Consider the following 20,646-nt stretch of genomic DNA (forward strand, 5'->3'; position numbering starts at 1 on the left):
TTTTACCCAAAACGCTACTGCTATGCTCTCACGTCCAGCAGGAACTGAAAAACTCTTCTATGTAGAAAGAGGAAAAGCTGCCTATGATGAGGTTACAGCTCTCCCGGAAGAATACCTTCAATTGATTTTACCTTTTGCAGGCGTATACTATGAAAGTGACGAATCCTGCGACATCCTTAGTCAACACAAACAATTAGGACCCTTTTCATTCTGGATCCAGGAGGTCTACGCTCACCAGGACATGATGCTTTGCCCTTATACACCTTACCCCATCTGGGCATTACACTTTATGTATGATACCAGTTTGAAGGTAGAACTGTACAAGGATTCATCATTTACTTTGCAAGAAAGAGAATGTAACCTTTTCAGCCTGGAATCTGACCTACACAAGGTACCACTGAAGGCGGGACAGAAATTGCTTTCCTGTCATATCAATATCCTACCTGAAGCTTTTAAGGAACTAGCCTGGTTTCATCCTAAATTGGCTCGCCTGGCAGCTTTACAATCCAAAGGTGTAAGTGGAGCCCTGAACCAGTACCCATATCACATCAATCCCGTTTGTCATCTAATCTTAGAAAATATGCTCTCATGCAGGCATATCAATATACCTGCTGATGTGTTCTTAACACGTTGTTGCCTGGATTTATTCTACAACTTTGCCCAGCAGGATCTGCAACTTCCACTAGAAGTAGCCGATGTATTGCACACTGATCAGCTCAATCAGCTTTTCAAATTCATGACCGAAAAGTCATACAAAGATTTTTCCATACCAGCACTGGCCAGGATGTTTGATCTATCGGTAAAAGATCTCAGGGAAAGCTTCCTGAAACAGTATTCTATACCAGTCAATCACTTCCTGAGAATGGTAAAAATGATGATGGTATTTGAATTGCTAACAGAAAAAGCTACATCCCTATCTGCTATTGCAGATGCGGTAGGTTATGTCTGCTGGCAAGACTTGGATCTGTCTTTTAGATACTATTATGGATGTGGGCTAGAGGAACTGAGACGCGCCATGTGATGGCTACGGCGATATATCCATATACCAGCAATAGCCAATAGAATATAAACGCAATTGAGTATAAGATGATCCCTCCATGATAATAATTCTATTACGCCACCGCAGCTACATGGTAAATGTGCGCTGAGTTTCATCAATAGAATGATATAAATAGTAAAGGACAACATCAATCCCAAAGCAATATAAAGACCTCTCAACCGTAATGCCGGTACCATCAGCATAACAGAATCAATGATCTCCGCCAGGGGTACAACCCATGCTATAATTTTAGCCACAGGAGCTAATACGGGAGACATCCCTATTTGGGCGCTGAATAACGAAAAGTCTAGGAACTTACTGATGGCTGTATATACAAAGAGGATAACAAACAACATGCAGATAACCTCCAAAAAGAAAGCGTTCTTTTTCATGATGAGCATACTTGCAATTTTAAAGATAGCGCCCACAAAGACAATGGTTTTTAGGATATGACAATAATACTTAGGAGGAAAAATACAAACTACTAGCGCTGATAGATAAGACTCCATCAAATATTCTACATACCCCAAATATTAAGTCTTTTATAAATGACTTATTAGGGAAAGCCAATTATTATATTTCCTTGGTAGTATGGGATACTGAATTTAAATCTATTCCATATATGTTATACTCACACGTTAAGTAAAATAAAAAAATCTAAAAAAAGTTTACACCTCAATCATACTTTTCGCTTTTTAGTATTGTCTTATCTATACCCTCTAAAATGAACCAGGTTGATATTCATGTCAGCCATGCTCTTTGCTTTCCCTTTTTAACCTCGAAGGCACCTGGCATTATATAAAAACCAGGAGTCGTGTATGCGGAAAAGCTGCATACAACTATATACCTCATTATTAACCAGTTGTCTTTCCATACGAAGACAACGAACCAGAAAGTTGTTTGAATTCATTACCCATGTCACCCATTCAGCCACCGCAAAGGAATTTCCTTTGGAACGGTGGCTGATCGGTGATTTTTCCTCCTTCTCCAAATCAAAAATCCAACAAAAGTAGATTAGGAATAAAACCGATCCACGCATTAATTCTTGTGCAAAAGCACATGGCGTTTTTTTATTGCAGCGACCGCTTTGAGGGTAAGAACCCACCATAGACAATCCAACACTACAAATCCAATATTGGATATCCAAAGGCTTATAGCTGTAACAGCCAGCACCCCCAACTAACAAATATTCAGATGTTTCAATTTGATTAAGATAGGCAGGATTAATTAATAGGCTCAAAAAATACAAACTAGTTGGTATGCTAAAAAAGCGCTCAAATACCTAATTTTACATATGAACACATGTGCTTCTTGTTAATTTTCACCCCCCCAGTATTATCAGTAAAACATAAGTTTCAATGACACCCCCAATCGAGAATGACCACACAAGTGAGCAGGCAAATAATGCACAACTTAATTCGTGGCAAACAAAATTACTCCCATGGGTATTATCGCTAGTGACGATTATGATCCTTGTCTTCTTTGCGCTAGCCACTATTCAATTTAATTACTTTCGAAACCAGATCTCATCTAATCGCACTTCGGAAATAGACAAGTTCCTGTTGAGTCCGAAGGAAGCGGCAGCAAATGGTCCTATTGACATTGAATACACCAAATTGTACTGCCTGGCGAAAATGGAAGAAACCGTACTGAATAAAAGATATAGTCAATTAGGTTTCCTTTTGTTATCCCGTACATATATTAAATACCTGGGCTTTTTCACAGGAATGATATTATCCATTACAGGCGCTGTATTTGTAATATCGAAATTCAAGGAAGAGAAAGTTGAAATCGGCTCGGATATCAGCGAGAAAATAAAGTTCACGTTAGCCACCTCCTCACCTGGTATCATCTTCGGCATTCTGGGCACCATTTTAATGTCAATTACAATCTTTTATAATTCCCCAATTGGCGCAGAAGAGCAGCCTTTTTATTTAAATCAGTTTACATTATCGGCACTGCAACAAAACACGGTAGATTCCACCGCACAACCAAATCAAACACCAGCATTTCAACCTTTAAATCAGTAACCATGCGATTCTATCTCCTTGTAGTATTGATGTGTATTTCCATATTCACATCCGGCCAGCAGCTGGTCCCCAAAAACAGTTATGACCAGGTATCTTCCTTAATCGCACAAAAACAATATGATAAAGCGGAAACACAAATTAACAACCTACTGAAAACGTATCCGGGAAATAAATCATTGTCATTATACCTGCTCTACATTTATTGCCACAAAGGCCAATATGATAAAGCTAAGATCCAGTATAATGCCCTGCAAAAAATACGGCTGGACAATGGAGAAACAAATTGGCTGAAAACGCAAATAACAGATCCATACGGTCCATACTTATTCCCCTCCTCAAGTCAACCTGCAAATCATACCAGGAACCTCGCTACAGCAGCATCTACACTACCAACCGCTTCCCACGTGGGCAAACTCGGTATCGTTTATAACTGCTTTGACACCTTGAGCTCCGTAGATCTCTCCCAAATGAAATCGATCCAGGAACTGGAGAAGAGAAGATATACGACCGACCAAATGGACAAAGCGATCGCTACAGTAAAAGCGATAGTTGGTCCCCAAAATAAGATTAGCAGCCAGGGACGATTTATACTTGTAAATACCCAAAACAAGCTCTCTGATTCTAATATTCGTTCAGTAGCAAATGAATTGGATAAAACATGGCAGTTCTACACCCGGTATTTTGACATCGCACCATCCAATGATATCATTACCGTCTATTTAGTCCCTAATGCGGCCGAACTTAAAAGAATGGCAGGGATCGTACATGGAATACGTGCCCCCAATGTAGACCTGGGGTATTCATGTATGTATGATAATAGTATACTTAGCATTTGCAATACTGGCACAGGCACCCTGCACCATGAACTATTTCACATAGTAGCCAGGAAGAGAATGACCGATATACCCACCTGGTTAGATGAAGGTATCGCCTGTTTATACGCTGTATATCAATGGAAAAATGACACCTTGTATGGAGCTTATAATAATTGGCGCACCCAGGTCATTCAGGATGCGACTTACAATAGTACGCTGGATATGCCCAATCGTGATAATACAATCGCGGTGCCCTCGTTAAAAACACTTCTTAACTATTCATGGGATCAATTCAACGGCATAATAGATGATAATTTATGCAAGGTGGCGATCAACTATTCTCTGGCTAATCATCTATTGCTGTACCTACAGCAGAAAAATCTGCTCCAAAAAGTATTCAATGCATATAAAGACAGTACAAATATCCCTGACACAACCGCAATACTGATCGCTGACAAAGATAACATCACACCTTTTGAAAAAGCCACGGGCGAACCGATCACCATTACCACAGAGAAATTCAGAAACTGGCTCATAGAAAGATATCATCTGAATGAAGGTTTGTCATTTGATGAGAATGTCAATCCCGATTTTAATGACGCATTACAAACCTGTCAAGCAGTTATTGACATGATTATGTTAGAAAGACCGGGAGGTATAACAAGCAAGCAATTAAGATCATGGAGAGAACAAAAAGAGGCCCTATCTGATGAATATATTACTATATCAGATGCAGACCTCGAAAAAATCGTGCGTACAAAAGATAAAAATCCTGAATTATTTAATAGTGTTACAGCAAACCGCGAAAAGCTGGAAGCATTAGATGTGTTATATAGTAAAACACGTCAGTTAGAACGTACATTACGAAGCAGCTTCTTTTTAAAATAAATCCCTGATGCTATATGAGAGTTATACTCCTAATGGTAGTATTACTAATACCTTATGGTTTGAAAAGCCAGGAGCTAATTGTTCCTGGGACACTATCACTCAGCGGCTTTTTGTCTGACAGCAAAATATTATGCCTGAGGATAGCGGCCCACTTCAAAAAATCCAGTTCATCAGACCGTGTAAAGGGGATATATTGAAATATAATAGTGAGGCCTACCAGCCAGGCGGCATGTATGCTTACTATGCTTAATTTCTTTTGGGTGATCAATTTTGGGGGGGTATTGTAAATATCCTGATATTTTCCTTATACAACAACCCTCCTCACAAATTTATCCCATCGTTCATTCAGTGCCTCCCTATCGGGTCTTTGACCATCATTCCTGGTTCTTACTACAACTCCGTCTAATGCCTCATACTCACTACCTATTAAGTGGTCGCTAATATGTACTTCCAGTGTATCAGGGTCGATCGCGATCAACCCCGCATCAAACAAATCATGTACATCAGCACGCATTAATAGCCCATTGCTAGAATGATTATTTCCTCTCAAATAATGAGGTTCAATATGGCAGGCTTTTAATACTTGCATCACCCCACAACCGGTAATACAACATTGTCCATCGTAAACATCTAATTGCTTTTTCTTTAGCCTGTTCTGACCATTTCTGGACCGCTTATATATAATGGCTGCTTTTCGTTCCTTATCGTCTGGGGCTTCTGGGCCAGATAATACTGTATTAATGATGACGCTGACTTCTTCCTCCAGCATCTCCAACTCTATGTCCCACCAGACTTTCACGGGGCTTTCATCTGTATTATTATAAGCATATCCCGACCCTTCATACACAAAAGGGTCTCGATCTTTCGTCCTGGTAAAAATAAGCACAGGGAAATCTCCGCTTAACATTTCATCGATGATCGGTTGTCCTTTCCGAGAGTTAGTTTTCCCATACCAGACTAATCGATCTCCTTCCCAATGATTATCATAATCATGCCCAGTTCTACCGGCGTCGCCTATATTCGCAAAGACAAAAAAGCGGTCTTTGTACTCTATATAACCTGTTTGCCAATTGCCGATTTTTCTATCTTCTTCAGAAACACCTAGAATGTCAAATAATTCTTTCTTGTGGTAAGCTTTCTTGGGTATTAGCATAATTTCGCAGTATAAAATTGACTACCAAATATACAAATTCGAACACCCTATTCTCAAATCCGAACACCATCTAAATATTTATAATATCTAATACTTAATATTATAAATACTTAAAAAGTGGCCATCTTTTTGTGCCCTGCCTACTATCCAAAATCCAACCCATGTACAGAAACTATCTCAAAATCGCTTTTCGCAATATTATCCGGCATAAGTCCTATACCACTATCAATGTATTGGGCCTTGCAGTCGGTATGGCTTCCAGCATTTTGATATTGCTATGGGTACAGCATGAAAAGAGCTATGACCGGTTTCATAAAAACGCTGATCAGACCTATAGGGTCATCGTCAACGCCAGCGACTTTATAGCAGCGGTAAACCCTGCCGGGATGCCTGCAGGGTTAAAAGAGGCGATCCCCCAGATTAAGAATACAGTAAGGTTGAGCCATTTAGAACAACACCTCTTCCAGGTGAATGAATTGAAATTCGAAGAGAAGAGGGTATTCTATGCGGATCCGAGTTTTTTGGAGATATTCAACTTTGCCTTAGTAAAGGGAGATGCCAAAACGGCACTTGATAGAGTAGATGGGGTGCTCATCACCCAGAATATGGCTAAAAAGTACTTCGGTACGGAGAATGCGATTGGGAAAACGCTCAAAATAGATAATGGAAGCTCAATAACAGTAACTGGGGTATTGGCTAACATCCCTTCTAAATCCCACCTGCAATTTGATTTCATTTTGCCAATGTCTGCAATAGCGAATATCAGTTCAGACCTAATCAACAACACCTGGACCAGCTTTAATTTCTATACCTATATACAATTGGATAAAAGCTTTATCCCTACACCAGCAGCCTTATCCAAACTAAACGCAGACATTACCCGGGTATTTAAACAACATGTACCCACCATGAAAGCCGAATACATGGCACAACCCATAACCAGCATTCACCTATCACCCGCTGCGCAGATAGATTTACCTGGTCATGGGAATGTACAATATGTAAATATCTTCTTTATAGTAGCAATATTCATATTGATAGTCGCCTGTATTAACTTCATGAACCTCGCTACAGCCCGTTCTGCCAGAAGAGCAAAAGAAGTGGGATTACGCAAGGTAATAGGTGCGGTAAGAGGGCAACTGATCAGACAGTTTTTGGCTGAGTCATTATTAATATCCTTTTTCTCTTTGATACTGGCTTTAATAATTGTCTGCTTATTCCTCCCTGTATTCAATTTACTGGCGGATAAAGATCTAACCCTCCATTTAAAGGATGTAGGTATCCTATCAGGTATTGCACTCTTCACTGGCCTGCTGTCTGGCATATACCCCGCACTTATTCTTTCAGGATTCCAACCTATCAAAGTGTTGAAAGGGAATAACAACCTCCCAGGCGGAAATTTAATCTTCCGCAATGGGCTGGTGATCGTACAATTTGTGGTATCTATTGTACTTCTAATAGGAACAGTAGTCGTGTATAAACAACTCCAATACATCAGAAACAGTAACCTGGGGTTTGACAAATCTAACCTGGTCTATATACCCATCAATGGTGAATTGTCAGACAAAACAAAGGCATTACAAACTGCATTAGAACAAAATCCACATACAGCTAATTATACGATCATATCAGAATTGCCTATCAATATCATCAGTGGGAATATGAATGTAATGTGGGAAGGGAGAGATCCTAATTTGCAGGTAGTCATCCCCAGCATGGGCGTAAGTGAAAACTTTACAAAGGTCTTTCAAATAAACGTGTTGAGAGGGAGAAGCTTCTCTACCGCATTTAATGACTCAAGTAATTTTGTGATCAATGAAACGGCTGTGAAACTAATGGGAATGACAGTCGATAACGCCCTAGGCAAACCACTATCATTAAATGGTACCAGTGGCAAAATCATAGGAGTGATAAAAGATTTCAATTTCAAACCTATACAACAGGTCATTGAACCACTCATCTTAGGGCTTAATAAATATGGCGGGTATGCAGTAGTCAAAAGCCAGCCAGGTAGTACAGAAGCGACCATCAAAGCCTTAGAAAAAATAAACACAGACCTGAACCCTTCTTATCCTTTCACGTATAGCTTCCTGGACCAGGACCTGGCTAATCAATACAAAGGAGAGCAGCAGATGAGCAAGATCTTCAATCTATTCTCTATCCTGGCAATCTTCATTTCCAGTTTGGGATTATATGGTCTCTCTGCCTTCCTGGCACAACAAAAGACGAAAGAAATTGGTGTAAGAAAGGTATTAGGAGCTTCTATCCTAAACATCATTTACCTGCTGACTACGGGTTTCACCAGATTAGTACTAATAGCTGTCGTTATCGCTATACCTATTTCTATATTAGGAATCAATCGCTGGCTGGAGACGTTTGCCTACCATGTACATATTGGCTGGGGGGTATTTGTAATAGCGCCATTAACAGCGTTAGCCATCGCATGGATGACTGTGGGGTTTGAGATCTTAAAAGCAGCGATGGTGAATCCGGTGATAAGTTTGAAGAGGGATTGATGATGATCATTTGGCTGTTACAATAGCATGGATTAAATCGCTGAATGTCCTTGCTTTCAGGCGAAGTTGAGCCGGGCGTTGCGCACCTTTGGCGCTAATATTGGCGGAGTTACTGCGGTTGGCAAAGGTTGAATTGGGTTGTTGACGCTGTTTGGGCATGCTGGAGGTTTAACAATAAAAAGATACGAAATTTTATTGATCAGCCTTCATCATCACCCTGTTATATACTAACCATCGGATAAGGTCCATTCCTAATAATTGGATGCCTTCTTTAGCGGTTCGCCTGTCTAAGAGATGAACCATCTCTACTACCGGCTTTTCATTCACATATACAAAAGGTGCTTCATGACCGGGTATCCTGATGCCTTGTTCATACTGAATGAGCTCTTTTCCTAATACAGGGATTTGTTCTACTATAGCAGCAGGGTTTGTTATCAACAGATCATCTGCACTTAATTTCAATACCTGGTCCTGTTCAATAAAAAGCGCTTTGCTTCGTTTCTCCCAAAACGGACTGTCATAAATATTTTGTGACTGATAAAATTGCTGCGTCCATTTCACATGCTTACTCACCTCATCTGCCACCATGTTTTCATAAAACGCTATCCCCGCTGCTGCATCTCCTTTTAATAGTGTATTTACGACTACCGCTCCCTGCACGGCAGTTTTTAATGCTTTTTGCACCCCCTGTGCAGATAAAGGGTCCATGGTAAACACCGCATCTCCTATTTTAATAAAATTCTTCCCTACAGGCGATTCATCTACATAAGCAGTAGCGGTACACATCTTTACTTCACCAAAGTAGCCTGAATTTATCAATTGAGAATCCCTTATCAATTGAACATCACTCATCAATTTAGAATCCTTCATTAATTGGATATCCCTCGTCAATTGGATATCCCTCGTCAATTGAAAATCTCTCATTAATTGAACATCCTTCATCAATTGAGAATATCTAATCAATTGAACATCCTTCGTCAATTGAGACCTCCGCATCAATTGAGAATCCTTCAACAAAAACTTCCGCATCAATTGAGAACGTCCCATCTTATCCACAAAAAACGCTAGCACTGAATTATATCTCTGCACCTCACCCGGATCCGCAAATACAAACCCCATTCCCCCTCCACCCCAATACCAACAACTCTCCCCCGCTTCAATAAAAGTCTCAATAGATGAAGAACACCTCGCATACGCCGCCACCGTAACCGGCAATATAGCTCGACGGCGCCCCTTTAAGAGAGGTCGCCGTCCTGTAGCCACTGCCAGAAATCTTGCTGAAAATGATTGTTCCTGTTCTATAAAAACATCCCACCCGCCATGTATATTCTCTATCGGATACGCATTACCAAAAATCACACGCGCACCTGATGCATTCAATAATAACTGATCAAACCATCCTCTATCCACATGCCAACCACCTTCTTTTTCCACCACCTCATTACTCTCCCATAATAATAAAGAACGGGGAGACAAACGCTTTTCCACACCCATACCTGAACCCATACCCACACCCACACCTACACCTACACCAACATCCACTCCCAATACCTTCAACCAATGCTCCACACCTGGTGATAACGAAATCCCTACATGTGGCCTTGGAAACTGCATCTTCTCTATTATCACCACACTATACCCAAACTCAATCAGCCGCTTTGCCATCGCACTCCCAGCTGGTCCTCCACCGAAAATACAAATGTCATACTTTGTCATAACCAGGCATCAATCTGTTTATCCTTTCATAAGACTGCAATGTATAATGCAGCCATCCCCTGATATAATCACAAGCACCTCTGCCTCTTTCCAATACCTCATGATGACAACCACCTCCACATAAATACCTCGCCCAACAACCACTACATGGCTGTTGATGATGTACATGTCGCTCTGTCAACCATGCCTGTTGTAAAGCAGCATCCACACCTTTATCCACACTACCCATCTCCGCCCGGGAGTCATTCACGAACCTATGACAAGCCGCCAATTCCCCATTTGCAGATACTCCCAAATACCCCGCACCAGCTCCACATGGATAAGGTCGATGTGTAGACTTCGCAATTTCTTTATAAGCATTCACCATATTCAAAAACGGATATCGACGTCCATTCAACACCGCCTCTTCAAACTGTAACCCACAAGCTATCATCTCCGCTAATAAATGCTCGAGATCATAAGCACTCATTTCATTCGCCCCATTATCCGCCCGCAATAATGGCGAAAATCCTACACTATGAAATCCCATATTAATAAACGTGTCCAACGCCTTATGAATGTGAATATTCATCGGCGTAACAGTCACCCTTGCAGATACCTGCATTCGTTTTTGTAATGATAACAAAGGCGAGATATTCGCCATTACCTGGTCATAAGTACCCTTTCCATTTTTAAAAGTTCGTATCCGATCATGTTCCTCCTTCAACCCATCTAAACTAATCGTCACCGCAAAACCATACTCTTCAAAAAAAGAAGCATCTTCCTCCCTAATCAAAGTACCATTAGAAGTAATCGAGAATCCAATATCCACTCCGCGTGCCAAAGCCTGCTTCGCAGCATACGCAGTAGCCATTCGTATCCCAGCCCTATTCATCAGTGGCTCACCACCTAAAAAAGATAACTGCACCTTATCACCAGCAGTCTTATCCTTCAACAACAAATCGACCGCCTTAAAAGCCATCTCTGCATTCATACTACTCGCCGCGCCAGTTCCAAATTCACCCTGCCCCGCATAGCAATAACTACACCCCATATTACAACTCTGCGATATGGCCAATGACAATGCATGCAAAGGAGGATCGGGAATTGTATCATCTATCAAAACAGGTCCATCTATCTCCATACCTAAAAGCCCTAAAGCAATAGATGCATCATCTTTAGAAGATAATAATGAAGATATAAAAGCCGTCTGCTCAGGGTTGCCCCTGAACAAACGGCTGCCATTTGGTAAAAAGATTAAAGGCTCACCACTACCTGGTATCATATGGACATGCGCAGATCCAGGAGCTGCATCTTTTGCAATCTTGGCCGCCAGCTTAGTGGCGAGCTTATTATATGTACCCATTATGCCTGTTTTTGTAGGATCTGTGTTCTTTGTATTCTCTCCGCTAAAGCTTATTCCTAAGCTCACCAGATATAACCATTATGCCTGTTTTTGTAGAACCTGTTTTCTTGTATTCTCCGCTAATGCTTATTATCAAGCTCACCAGATATACCCATTATGCCTGTTTTAGTAGGATCAATTTCCTTTATACTCTCCACAATCTCCCCATCACGCCTGTTTTTTACCCCCATCAGAATCCAACGCATCATTCCCCTTCACCAAAAAATTCAACTCCCCTTCCCAATCCAAAAACAAATCATCATAAGTCAGCAAACGACTATCTGCCCGATTATCCGGAATATAATTCCCACTCCGCTTCTTCGCCATCCAGTTATCCCCCCGACTAATCCCATCCGGACCCGGCACCACATTCACATAATCAGGTCGTGACGCTGCCCAGTAATAACAAGCACACTCTCTATAATCATTCTGCCATGGCGCACATAACCCCTGTGTTAACTCACCAGCATTAATAATATCATTATTAATTGCCGTACTATTCTCCTCAAAGAAATTATTCACCGTCATCACCACGCGCACCAGATTAGCATTACCAGTATTCAGATCAGCCGCACTCACCACCACCTCTGTATTCGACTCATCTTTCGTAAAGTAGCACTCCACTTCCTTCCCCTGATGCTGTAATACATATGCCAACCCGTTAGACCACTCCATAAAAGACACTCCATTCGGATTAAAGGTATTGATCAAAGGCAAATTTCCGCTCCGTGGAAAAGTAGGTCCTTGTGTAGGCACCATAGTCGGTTTACCTGCCACGCCTACTAACCGATGATACAAGAGATGTGAAAATTCCTCCTCCGTTTCCACAATGAAGTTGTTATTCTCAATCAAAGTGATCCCTTTAAACGCACGTCTCCACAAGTTTCTAAAGTCCATCTCCAATCCAGGAAAACAATTTGAAATCGCACTCCTTGCCATCACAGAATAAGGATTCCCATTCCCTTTATAATGTAACTGACCATATACATCCGCCACAGGAATACTAGTCGTCGTACTGGTATTCAACTTCGTCGCACCTGCCTGAAACATAGCAGACGCCGCACTCTGAATAATCGTATGAATCTGTCTGTAAGTAAAACACAACGCCCTGCCATCCGCACCACGCATCATGGCTGGCATTTTACGTCTTTCCTCATTGGATAAGTTACCAATGGTATCCGGTCTGCGCAATGCACTGTCAAACCACGTACTCGTAGAAGGTGTACCAATACCATTAAATACCCGTTCATGAATCGCCCTCACCGCCAGGTTATCCACAATAGAAGGGGCCATGATCGGTTCATACATCCTGCCAAAGTCATTTGAATCCTGTGCAGGCATCATACTCGCAGGTCGTGGTCTGCCATAATAATTATTCCCATTCATGATAGCGGTATTCATGAGGCGTACCGTTTCCAACGCTCTTCTTACGATCTCCTGCGCTTCTTCTATAGGCACTTCTTTATCCACATCCGGACCTAATAAGATTTGCTCTATCTCATCTGTCACCACACGTACCGGCAATGTATCCGGTGCATACGCTGGTGGTCCTGCACATACATGCGCACTTGCTGTCAACAAAGTTCCATCTGATTTTTTCAACTCAATGGTGATTCTGCCATCACACTCATCATCCACATATCCCCAACTCACCCTGTTATTACCCTGATCATATCCCGCAAAAATACCCGCAGGATTAGTCAAAATCGGTCTTTCCTGATTACCTTCCACATAATTGAACCAGTCTCCATCCTTACTATACAATAAGAAGTCATCTCCATATTTTAAATACAATGGATCTGGCTCCGGCGCACTCCCGTCATCAGGAATCCTCGTGGTAGAACAACCATAGATCCTTCCAGGCCCAGGTGTGAACCTAAATCGAATTTGAGGAAAATCAGTCGTAGGCTGAATAAACTGCACATGGCCCAGTGGTAATTTTCTACCCGAAACAAAGTTGGCGCACTCTCCATCCACGGGTATCAATTGATGCGACTGTATATAAGTGATCTCCGCATTGATCTTATCCTTCTCACTCTGTGTACGACGATACAATTTTATATTCGCCAGATGTACATGCCATGAAATACTATCCAGATTATAACCCGCTTTTGTCAACAGGTCTATCGTCAGAGGAACCAACTGATCCGGATTGTCCGTCGTAATCGCAAACACTTCCAGGAAAGGTGCTACAGGCCGCACTGTACCATTTTTCACATCTATGTTAGTCGCATCTTTGAAGATGACTTTCTCAGGTGTGAATTTTGTCATGATCCCTGTGGCAGGATCTACTTTATAAGATTCCTCTACTGTAATTTTTCTAAAATCAAGTGGATTTGTCGGGTCTACATCCAGCCTAAAAGCATCCATAGGCAATGAAGAGGAACCCAATCGCCCAATAGCGATAGGAGGCAAAATCCTTAAACCAGAAATTTGCATACAATATGTTTATGTGGGTGAATTAAATGGTTACAAGAATGATGACATTCGGAAATGCGATCAATCTTCCGGTAAAAAATAAACAGTTACGTTAGTGATGATATCGGTTACTTCTATCCATCTTCCAGTAAAAACTTAAACAGTTACGCTAGTGATGATATCAGCTACTTCTATCCATCCTATCATAAAAAATAAACAGTTACGCAGATCAATTCCTTCCTAAAAAAACTAAACAGCGCCACCATCCCTACTTCATACACACCTTATCCCCCGCCAATATCGCATCCGCCACTTCCATCAACTTCTTATCCGCCGCCTGCAATGAATACAAATAAGTACTATACTGCTGATTCCCAAACGCCAGCAACGCTGATATAATCCCCGAAGAAGCATCCAGCAAATCCTTATGCACCCGCCACTTATTCTTCTCCCCAAATGGCAGATCCAGCGTATAAGGCGACAAAAACGGTGGTCCCGCCTTCTTATCCGTTCCCCCACCTGCAGGCAAATTCATCAACACATTCGCCAACGTTCGCAAATTATACATCTCCCCAAACGTCGCATGTATAATCATCCCTCTCGGTGAATTGACCATATCATTATACCCATCTCCCAACAAAAAACTATGCGTTAAAAAATTCAACAACATCCGATAACGCACATCGAATAAATTCGCCCAGAACTTCGTCTGAAAATCCGTAATCATACTCACCCCATCACTCGGTATAGCACTCTGCTCAGGAGATACATAAGGGTTCGTGAGAATATTCTTAGAAGGATTAAACGTTTCAGGCAATTTCCGCCATGCCTTATAAATATTCAAAAACCGCTGGAAATGCGATTCATCTGCATCATCCGCATCCGGGTTCTCCCCCTGCTCTGCAATCGCTTTCACAGCAGCAACGGTATCTGTACGACAAGTTAATGGCACCACCAACACATTCGGTGTATTCGCCGGACTCGCATGCGTTGAATTCCCCCTCGCACCATGATCATACCCACGTTGCCATTCATCCGGCTTCGCCTGAAAAGGATAGGTCTCCACACCAAAGACATCATCAGGTATCATCTCTTCATTTTCCAACAATTCAATGATGCTTTCAAACAACACACTAATCGGATCACCTATATTCGCCGAAGGCAGCAACGCTTTAATCTCCTGCTTGATCGCCTTTGTCTCTGCATCATCGCTATCCTGTACATTCAGCCACCCTGCAGGTGACTCTGCATATACATACTTCGCCAGCGATGCTTTGGACAATGGCTCTAACGTAAAATCAAACGGATACAAAGATGAATCATAAGGAAAATCCTGCCTGGCAAAATTCAATGGCGCACCGATCACCCGCAATACATTTTGAATAGATACAAAATGCCCCATCTCTTCCTTCGCAATACCCATGATGACTTCCTGCCAACTCTTCACCAGGTCTTTCTGTGCATCAGGCACATGGTCGCCACCCAGGCTGTAGGCGGCATAAAGGTATTGCACCATAAGACTGTGCTCTAACTCCGCATCCACATGGAGCATATAAGTTAACCAGTCCTTAGGATTGAATTCCGGCGGAATCAGCGGGCCTGCGGTAATACCTTCCGCACTAAATGTAGAGGCATCTCCTGTAATAAATCCGGAGACAGCTTCTGCCGTACCTTCCGTACTAATAAACGCTGCTGCTCTCAGGGCGGTGACACCCCTTCTTTCAGGACGTGCCTGATCCAGCAGAAATGACAAATGTCGCTGCATGCTACTTCTCATAGAATGAAATAGTTAGGGTCGTGAAGGTGATTGAGTTGTGGTTATAAATATGTTATAAAATGCTGCCTTAATCGATCATAATTCACATGAGGGCTTCTATAATCAGCATATTTAACGTCTCGAAAAAGAATATGTTCACCGCACAGAAAAAATTATAATTTTCTAATTCATTTTGATAAATTTATCTCCACAGGTCTAAATTCATTCACACATTCCACATCATGCTCTTATGAATAAGCATATCAGTCTTATTTTCTTAGCCCAGGCGCTCTATCTTTCCCTTTCCGCGCAGGTACAGGTTAAACAACTGCTCACGGAGGGGTTAAAAGATCCGCAAACTATTGACAATGCACATCCCCGCTTCAGCTGGAAACTCAGCACAGAGCAAAAGAATACCCTTCAATCGGCCTATGAAATCACCGTAATGGATGGAAAGAAGACCACATGGACAAGTGGTAAGATCACCTCCGACGAGTCTTTGCATGCCCCCTATGAAGGTGACGCCCTCACTCCTGGCAAACTATATAGCTGGAAAGTAAAGGTGTGGGATAACCATGGTCATAACAGCGCTTCTACCGAACCCGCTTACTTCCGCATGGGAATTACGAATTGGAAAGCAAAATGGATAGAACCCGGTTATACCGAACAAGCTACTAACCGCCCATGTCCAATTTTCAAAACCAGTTATCGTACTGGCAAGAAAGTAGCTTCGGCCATCGCTTACATCACCAGTCATGGTTTGTACGAAGCCCGCATCAATGATAAAAAAGTAGGCGACGGCTTCCTCACCCCCGGTTTCACCAGCTATAACAAACGCCTGCAATACCAGGCATACGACGTTACCAACCTCCTGCAATCAGGCGATAACAATATTGAAATCACCGTAGGTTCCGGTTGGTACAGAGGCACCATCGGCTGGGGAGATAATAAATATGGTAAGACACTGGGTGTGTTATACCAAATGGAAGTCACCTATACCGACGGCACTAAAGAAACCATCATCTCTGACGAACACTGGAAATCAGGCACCGGCAAGATCACCTACTCCGAGATCTATAATGGCGAATGGCAGGACAACCGCAAAGAAACCACATGGACAGGTGTGAAAGTGATCGACGTTCCCCTGAACAACCTGGTAGCAAGCGTGGCGCCTCCTGTTACCAAACACCAGGTCTTCAGCAATATCAAGATGCTCAAAACACCTGCCGGTGAAAACGTGATCGACTTTGGCCAGAACCTCTCCGGCTTTGTTCACTTCAAAGCTAGCGGACAACCCGGCGACAGCATCATCCTCGAACATGGCGAGATCCTGGACAAGAAAGGCAACTTCTACAATGCCAACCTGCGCACTGCTGCTGCTAAAGACATCTTCGTACTCAGCGGCAAAGGGGAAGAATACTTCGAACCACATTTTACCTTCCATGGTTTCCGATACGTAAGAGTCAGGACCAAAGCTAAAATGACCGGCATAGAAGCAGTGGCCATTTATTCAAACACACCCGCTACCGGCGATTTCGAGTGCTCCAACGCTATGATCAACCAACTCCAGCATAATATTCAATGGAGCCAGGTGGACAACTTCGTAGACATCCCGACCGATTGCCCACAGCGTGATGAACGTCTTGGCTGGACAGGCGATGCACAGGCCTTTGTGCAAACTGCTACCTTCAATCACAACGTCAATACCTTCTTTACTAAATGGCTCCGTGACCTGGCAGCTGATCAGTTACAAAATGGTTCCGTGCCTTACGTAATTCCAAACGTACTAGGCAATGACGCCACGGGTTCTGCCGGCTGGGGAGATGCCGCCACCGTAGTGCCCTGGACGATGTACCAGGTATACAGCGACAAGCGCCTCTTAGAACAACAATATCCTTCTATGAAGGGATGGGTTGATTTCATCCAACTGCAATCTCCCAATAACATGTGGGCAAGTGGCTCGCACTTTGGCGACTGGTTATCTTATAAATCAGAGAACCGTTATGCCGATACCTATACTTATATCACCACCCAATGTTACTACGCGTTATCCACCCAACTTGTGATTAACGCTGCCAAAGTGCTCGGCAAACAGGATGATGTGGCAAAATATTCCGCCTTACTGAAAAAAATCAAAGACGCCTTTTGTGCGGAGTATGTGACCCCCAATGGTCGTATCATGTCTAATACCCAGACCTCTTATGTACTGGCGCTGGCATTTGACATGCTACCAGAAAACATCAGGGCGATGGCGGCCAAGAACCTTGTGGATGACATTGCCAGCTATAATAATCACCTGACCACCGGTTTCCTGGGTACCTATTTATTGTCAAATACGTTGACCAGGTTTGGCTATACCGATGTTGCCTATAAGCTCTTATTGCAAGAGACCTATCCGTCCTGGTTATACCCTGTAAAAATGGGGGCGACCACGATATGGGAGCGTTGGGATGGCATGAAGACAGACAGTACCTTCCAGACAACAGACATGAACTCCTTTAACCACTACGCCTATGGCGCCATCGGAGATTGGATGTATAAAAACATCACAGGGATCAATATGGACTCATCCACTACCGGCTTTAAAAAGATCAGAATTATGCCGAGACCGGGTGGCAACCTGACTTATGCAAAGGCCAGTTATGAGAGTGGATATGGCAAAATTGGCGTAGACTGGAAAATTCAGGACACAAAATTTATCATGGATGTAGAGATACCTGTTAACACCACTGCCGAAATCTATGTACCTGGAAAAGAAGGGAAAGAGGAAGTCGGAAGCGGTAAATATCACTATGAATCCACTATAAATACCACAAAAAAGTAGACATTATCTCCGGATAATCATCGATTAATATTGGCAAGACAACGGTCAAAATCCTATATTTAGGCCCCGATTGCTTTTTTTAAAGGATGATAATATGGAAAATTCAAGGAGTCTAGCAGAGTTTATCGCTGATTTTGAGCGGGCGCTTAGACGAATATTTTATGAACAAAACGATATTAATCAGTTAAGTCTTCAGCGTGGCTTACCCGATAATATATGGAAGGATATTATGGACATGGCGCCTCTTTCTGTAGCCATACCAACGGCATACGGAGGTAGAGGAGCGGTTGTAAAAGAATGTCTTTCATTATTGTCAGCCGCGGCTTATGAGTCTTTGCCACTATCGCTGACCTTTGGGATTAATATCGCTTTGTTCCTGGAGCCGCTGGCCAAATACGGCAATGACAAAATAAAAAAGGAAGTATTTGACAACTTCCTGCACCACCAGAGTATGGGGGGCCTCATGATCACGGAGCCCGATTTTGGGAGTGATGCCTTGAATATGATGACGGCTTACAAGGAGCTGAGTGACACTTTCGCCATCAAAGGTTCCAAGCACTGGCAAGGTCTGACCGGCCAGGCAAACTACTGGCTGATTGCTGCCAGAAAGGAACAGGAAGATGGCAGTTTGTCAAGAGACGTTGATTTCTTCATGGCAGACAACTGTAAGGAAGAGCAAAAAATCATTGTGGAGTCATATTACAATAATCTTGGTTTGTACATGATTCCCTATGGACTGAATAAAATCGACATACAGGTGCCCAAGGAACAGATATTGATTCCAGAAAGCACCGGTATTAAGATGATGCTGGACATCCTGCATAGAAGCAGGATGCAGTTCCCGGGTATGGGTATGGGCTTTATTAAACGAATGTTGGACGAAGCACTGGATCATACCAAGAACAGGATGGTAGGTGCGGGCAACCTCTACGCCATGGACTCCATTAAGTTCCAGTTGTCACGTATACAAACAGCCTTTACCATCTGCTCTGCGATGTGTTACAAGAGTAGCAAGATCAGCGGTATTGAAAATAACCTGGCTACCGAAGGACTGGAAGCGAACAGTATGAAGGCCCTCGTGACCGACCTGATGCACGAGTCCGCCCAGCTGTGTTTGCAGTTGTCCGGCGCCAACGGCTATAAGATCAGCCATATTGCGGGTAGAGGTATAGTAGACAGCCGGCCTTTCCAGATCTTTGAAGGCTCCAACGAGATGTTGTACACACAGATCGCGGATGTAGTGATGAAGAAGATGAAGCGCCATCATACCAGCAGTCTGTACGACTTCCTGTCTACCTTCCCGTTGACACAGCGATCATCAGAATACTTTAAAGAACAGCTTGCCTGCGATATATCCACGACTTTGACCCAACGTAAAATGGTGGATCTGGGTAAAATCATCAGCAGACTCATTTGTACAGATTATACACTGGAAATGGAAGATGCAGGGTTCAGAAAAGACCTGGTAGAGAACTGTATTGGCAACGTGCGGATAGAAATAGCGCACCTGGTATCCAATCTTGGCATTCCGAACCTGTCGGTTCCGGTAGACGACTATCGGGCAGACAGCGACTGGTTCTCCCTATAAGAACGATATTTAGTTAATATAAGCGCTGGCAACAGCGCTTATGTTTTTTATAGCCAAAAATAAAACGTACCTTTGCTATAATTTAGCATCTGTCTGGCACTATTATATAATACTAAATTATCCAACACTAACAGCGATCCAGACTAATACTACACCTTGCTATTACTTATCTATTGAGATGATAGTTAGCCTCGTATGGGGATGCCATTTTCTATTAAATTTATTACTAACATCGATCAATTCCTTTTGATCTATTCTATCACCAATTTTTTTTACTATGGCAATAAGCTGGAATAAAAAGACAAAAGAGAATAAAAAGAAGGTTGCAAAGCAGCAGAAAGAGGACAGGAAACAGGAGAGGAAAGCGAATTCTGCAAAAGGACAAGGCCTGGAAAGTATGATGGCTTACCTGGATGAGGATGGCAATCTGACAACGGTTCCGCCAGAGGAACGTGAGAAAGTTAAAAAAGAAGACAAAGAACAAGAATAATTAAAGGGGAGAGCCCCCCCTTTAATTAA

General features: G+C 42.6%; 14 protein-coding genes. 7 read left to right on the plus strand and 7 right to left on the minus strand.

All coding sequences use genetic code 11. The features are described from left to right. Positions 1-22: 22 nt before the first annotated feature. Positions 23-1,021, plus strand: coding sequence for a hypothetical protein (locus QQL36_RS03860; protein ID WP_321568988.1), 999 nt, complete (start codon positions 23-25; stop codon positions 1,019-1,021). Here the strand turns inward: QQL36_RS03860 and QQL36_RS35565 are convergent. Next, positions 982-1,548: a MauE/DoxX family redox-associated membrane protein gene (locus QQL36_RS35565; protein ID WP_415751065.1), complete on the minus strand. Its 567-nt coding sequence runs from the start codon at positions 1,546-1,548 to the stop codon at positions 982-984. The two genes, QQL36_RS03860 and QQL36_RS35565, sit on opposite strands and share 40 nt — an antisense overlap. A gap of 849 nt (positions 1,549-2,397) precedes the next feature. Between QQL36_RS35565 and QQL36_RS03865 the strand changes: the two genes are divergently transcribed. Beyond that, positions 2,398-3,069, plus strand: coding sequence for a hypothetical protein (locus tag QQL36_RS03865; protein ID WP_321568989.1), 672 nt, complete (start codon positions 2,398-2,400; stop codon positions 3,067-3,069). Positions 3,070-3,071: 2 nt separating this feature from the next. Then, on the plus strand, positions 3,072-4,772 hold the full coding sequence (locus QQL36_RS03870) for a tetratricopeptide repeat protein (protein ID WP_321568990.1): 1,701 nt from the start codon (positions 3,072-3,074) through the stop codon (positions 4,770-4,772). A gap of 304 nt (positions 4,773-5,076) precedes the next feature. Here the strand turns inward: QQL36_RS03870 and QQL36_RS03875 are convergent, their stop codons facing one another. Next, complete coding sequence (locus tag QQL36_RS03875) at positions 5,077-5,925, minus strand: HNH endonuclease (RefSeq protein ID WP_321568991.1); 849 nt, start codon at positions 5,923-5,925, stop codon at positions 5,077-5,079. A 161-nt stretch (positions 5,926-6,086) separates the two neighbouring features. On the opposite strand from QQL36_RS03875, the gene QQL36_RS03880 reads away from it, so the two are divergent. Beyond that, complete coding sequence (locus tag QQL36_RS03880; RefSeq protein ID WP_321568992.1) at positions 6,087-8,441, plus strand: ABC transporter permease; 2,355 nt, start codon at positions 6,087-6,089, stop codon at positions 8,439-8,441. Positions 8,442-8,447: 6 nt separating this feature from the next. Here QQL36_RS03880 and QQL36_RS03885 read toward each other — a convergent pair whose 3' ends face one another. The 5 genes from QQL36_RS03885 to QQL36_RS03905 form a co-directional block, all read right to left on the minus strand. After that, complete coding sequence (locus QQL36_RS03885; RefSeq protein WP_321568993.1) at positions 8,448-8,600, minus strand: hypothetical protein; 153 nt, start codon at positions 8,598-8,600, stop codon at positions 8,448-8,450. Between the two features lie 33 nt (positions 8,601-8,633). Next, a complete protein-coding gene (locus tag QQL36_RS03890; RefSeq protein ID WP_321568994.1) occupies positions 8,634-10,157 on the minus strand; it encodes a tryptophan 7-halogenase in 1,524 nt (507 codons plus the stop codon). Beyond that, positions 10,144-11,568: a radical SAM/SPASM domain-containing protein gene (locus QQL36_RS03895; protein WP_321568995.1), complete on the minus strand. Its 1,425-nt coding sequence runs from the start codon at positions 11,566-11,568 to the stop codon at positions 10,144-10,146. Before QQL36_RS03895 ends, QQL36_RS03890 begins: the two co-directional genes overlap by 14 nt. Positions 11,569-11,709: 141 nt before the next feature. Next, positions 11,710-13,980 (minus strand): hypothetical protein, encoded by a 2,271-nt coding sequence (locus QQL36_RS03900; protein WP_321568996.1) that lies wholly within the window; start codon positions 13,978-13,980, stop codon positions 11,710-11,712. Positions 13,981-14,227: 247 nt separating this feature from the next. Continuing rightward, positions 14,228-15,736, minus strand: coding sequence for a ferritin-like domain-containing protein (locus QQL36_RS03905; protein WP_321568997.1), 1,509 nt, complete (start codon positions 15,734-15,736; stop codon positions 14,228-14,230). Between the two features lie 229 nt (positions 15,737-15,965). Here QQL36_RS03905 and QQL36_RS03910 point away from each other — a divergent pair, with 229 nt between their 5' ends. From QQL36_RS03910 to QQL36_RS03920, 3 genes are all read left to right on the plus strand, one after another. Beyond that, entirely contained in the window at positions 15,966-18,539 is a 2,574-nt protein-coding gene (locus QQL36_RS03910) for a glycoside hydrolase family 78 protein (protein ID WP_321568998.1), read from the plus strand. A 94-nt stretch (positions 18,540-18,633) separates the two neighbouring features. After that, positions 18,634-20,127 (plus strand): acyl-CoA dehydrogenase family protein, encoded by a 1,494-nt coding sequence (locus tag QQL36_RS03915; RefSeq protein WP_321568999.1) that lies wholly within the window; start codon positions 18,634-18,636, stop codon positions 20,125-20,127. A gap of 277 nt (positions 20,128-20,404) precedes the next feature. Continuing rightward, positions 20,405-20,617 (plus strand): hypothetical protein, encoded by a 213-nt coding sequence (locus QQL36_RS03920; protein WP_083729295.1) that lies wholly within the window; start codon positions 20,405-20,407, stop codon positions 20,615-20,617. The last annotated feature ends 29 nt before the right edge of the window (positions 20,618-20,646 follow it).

Origin of the sequence: Chitinophaga sp. LS1 (assembly GCF_034274695.1) — a bacterium.
Taxonomy (GTDB): Bacteria; Bacteroidota; Bacteroidia; order Chitinophagales; family Chitinophagaceae; genus Chitinophaga.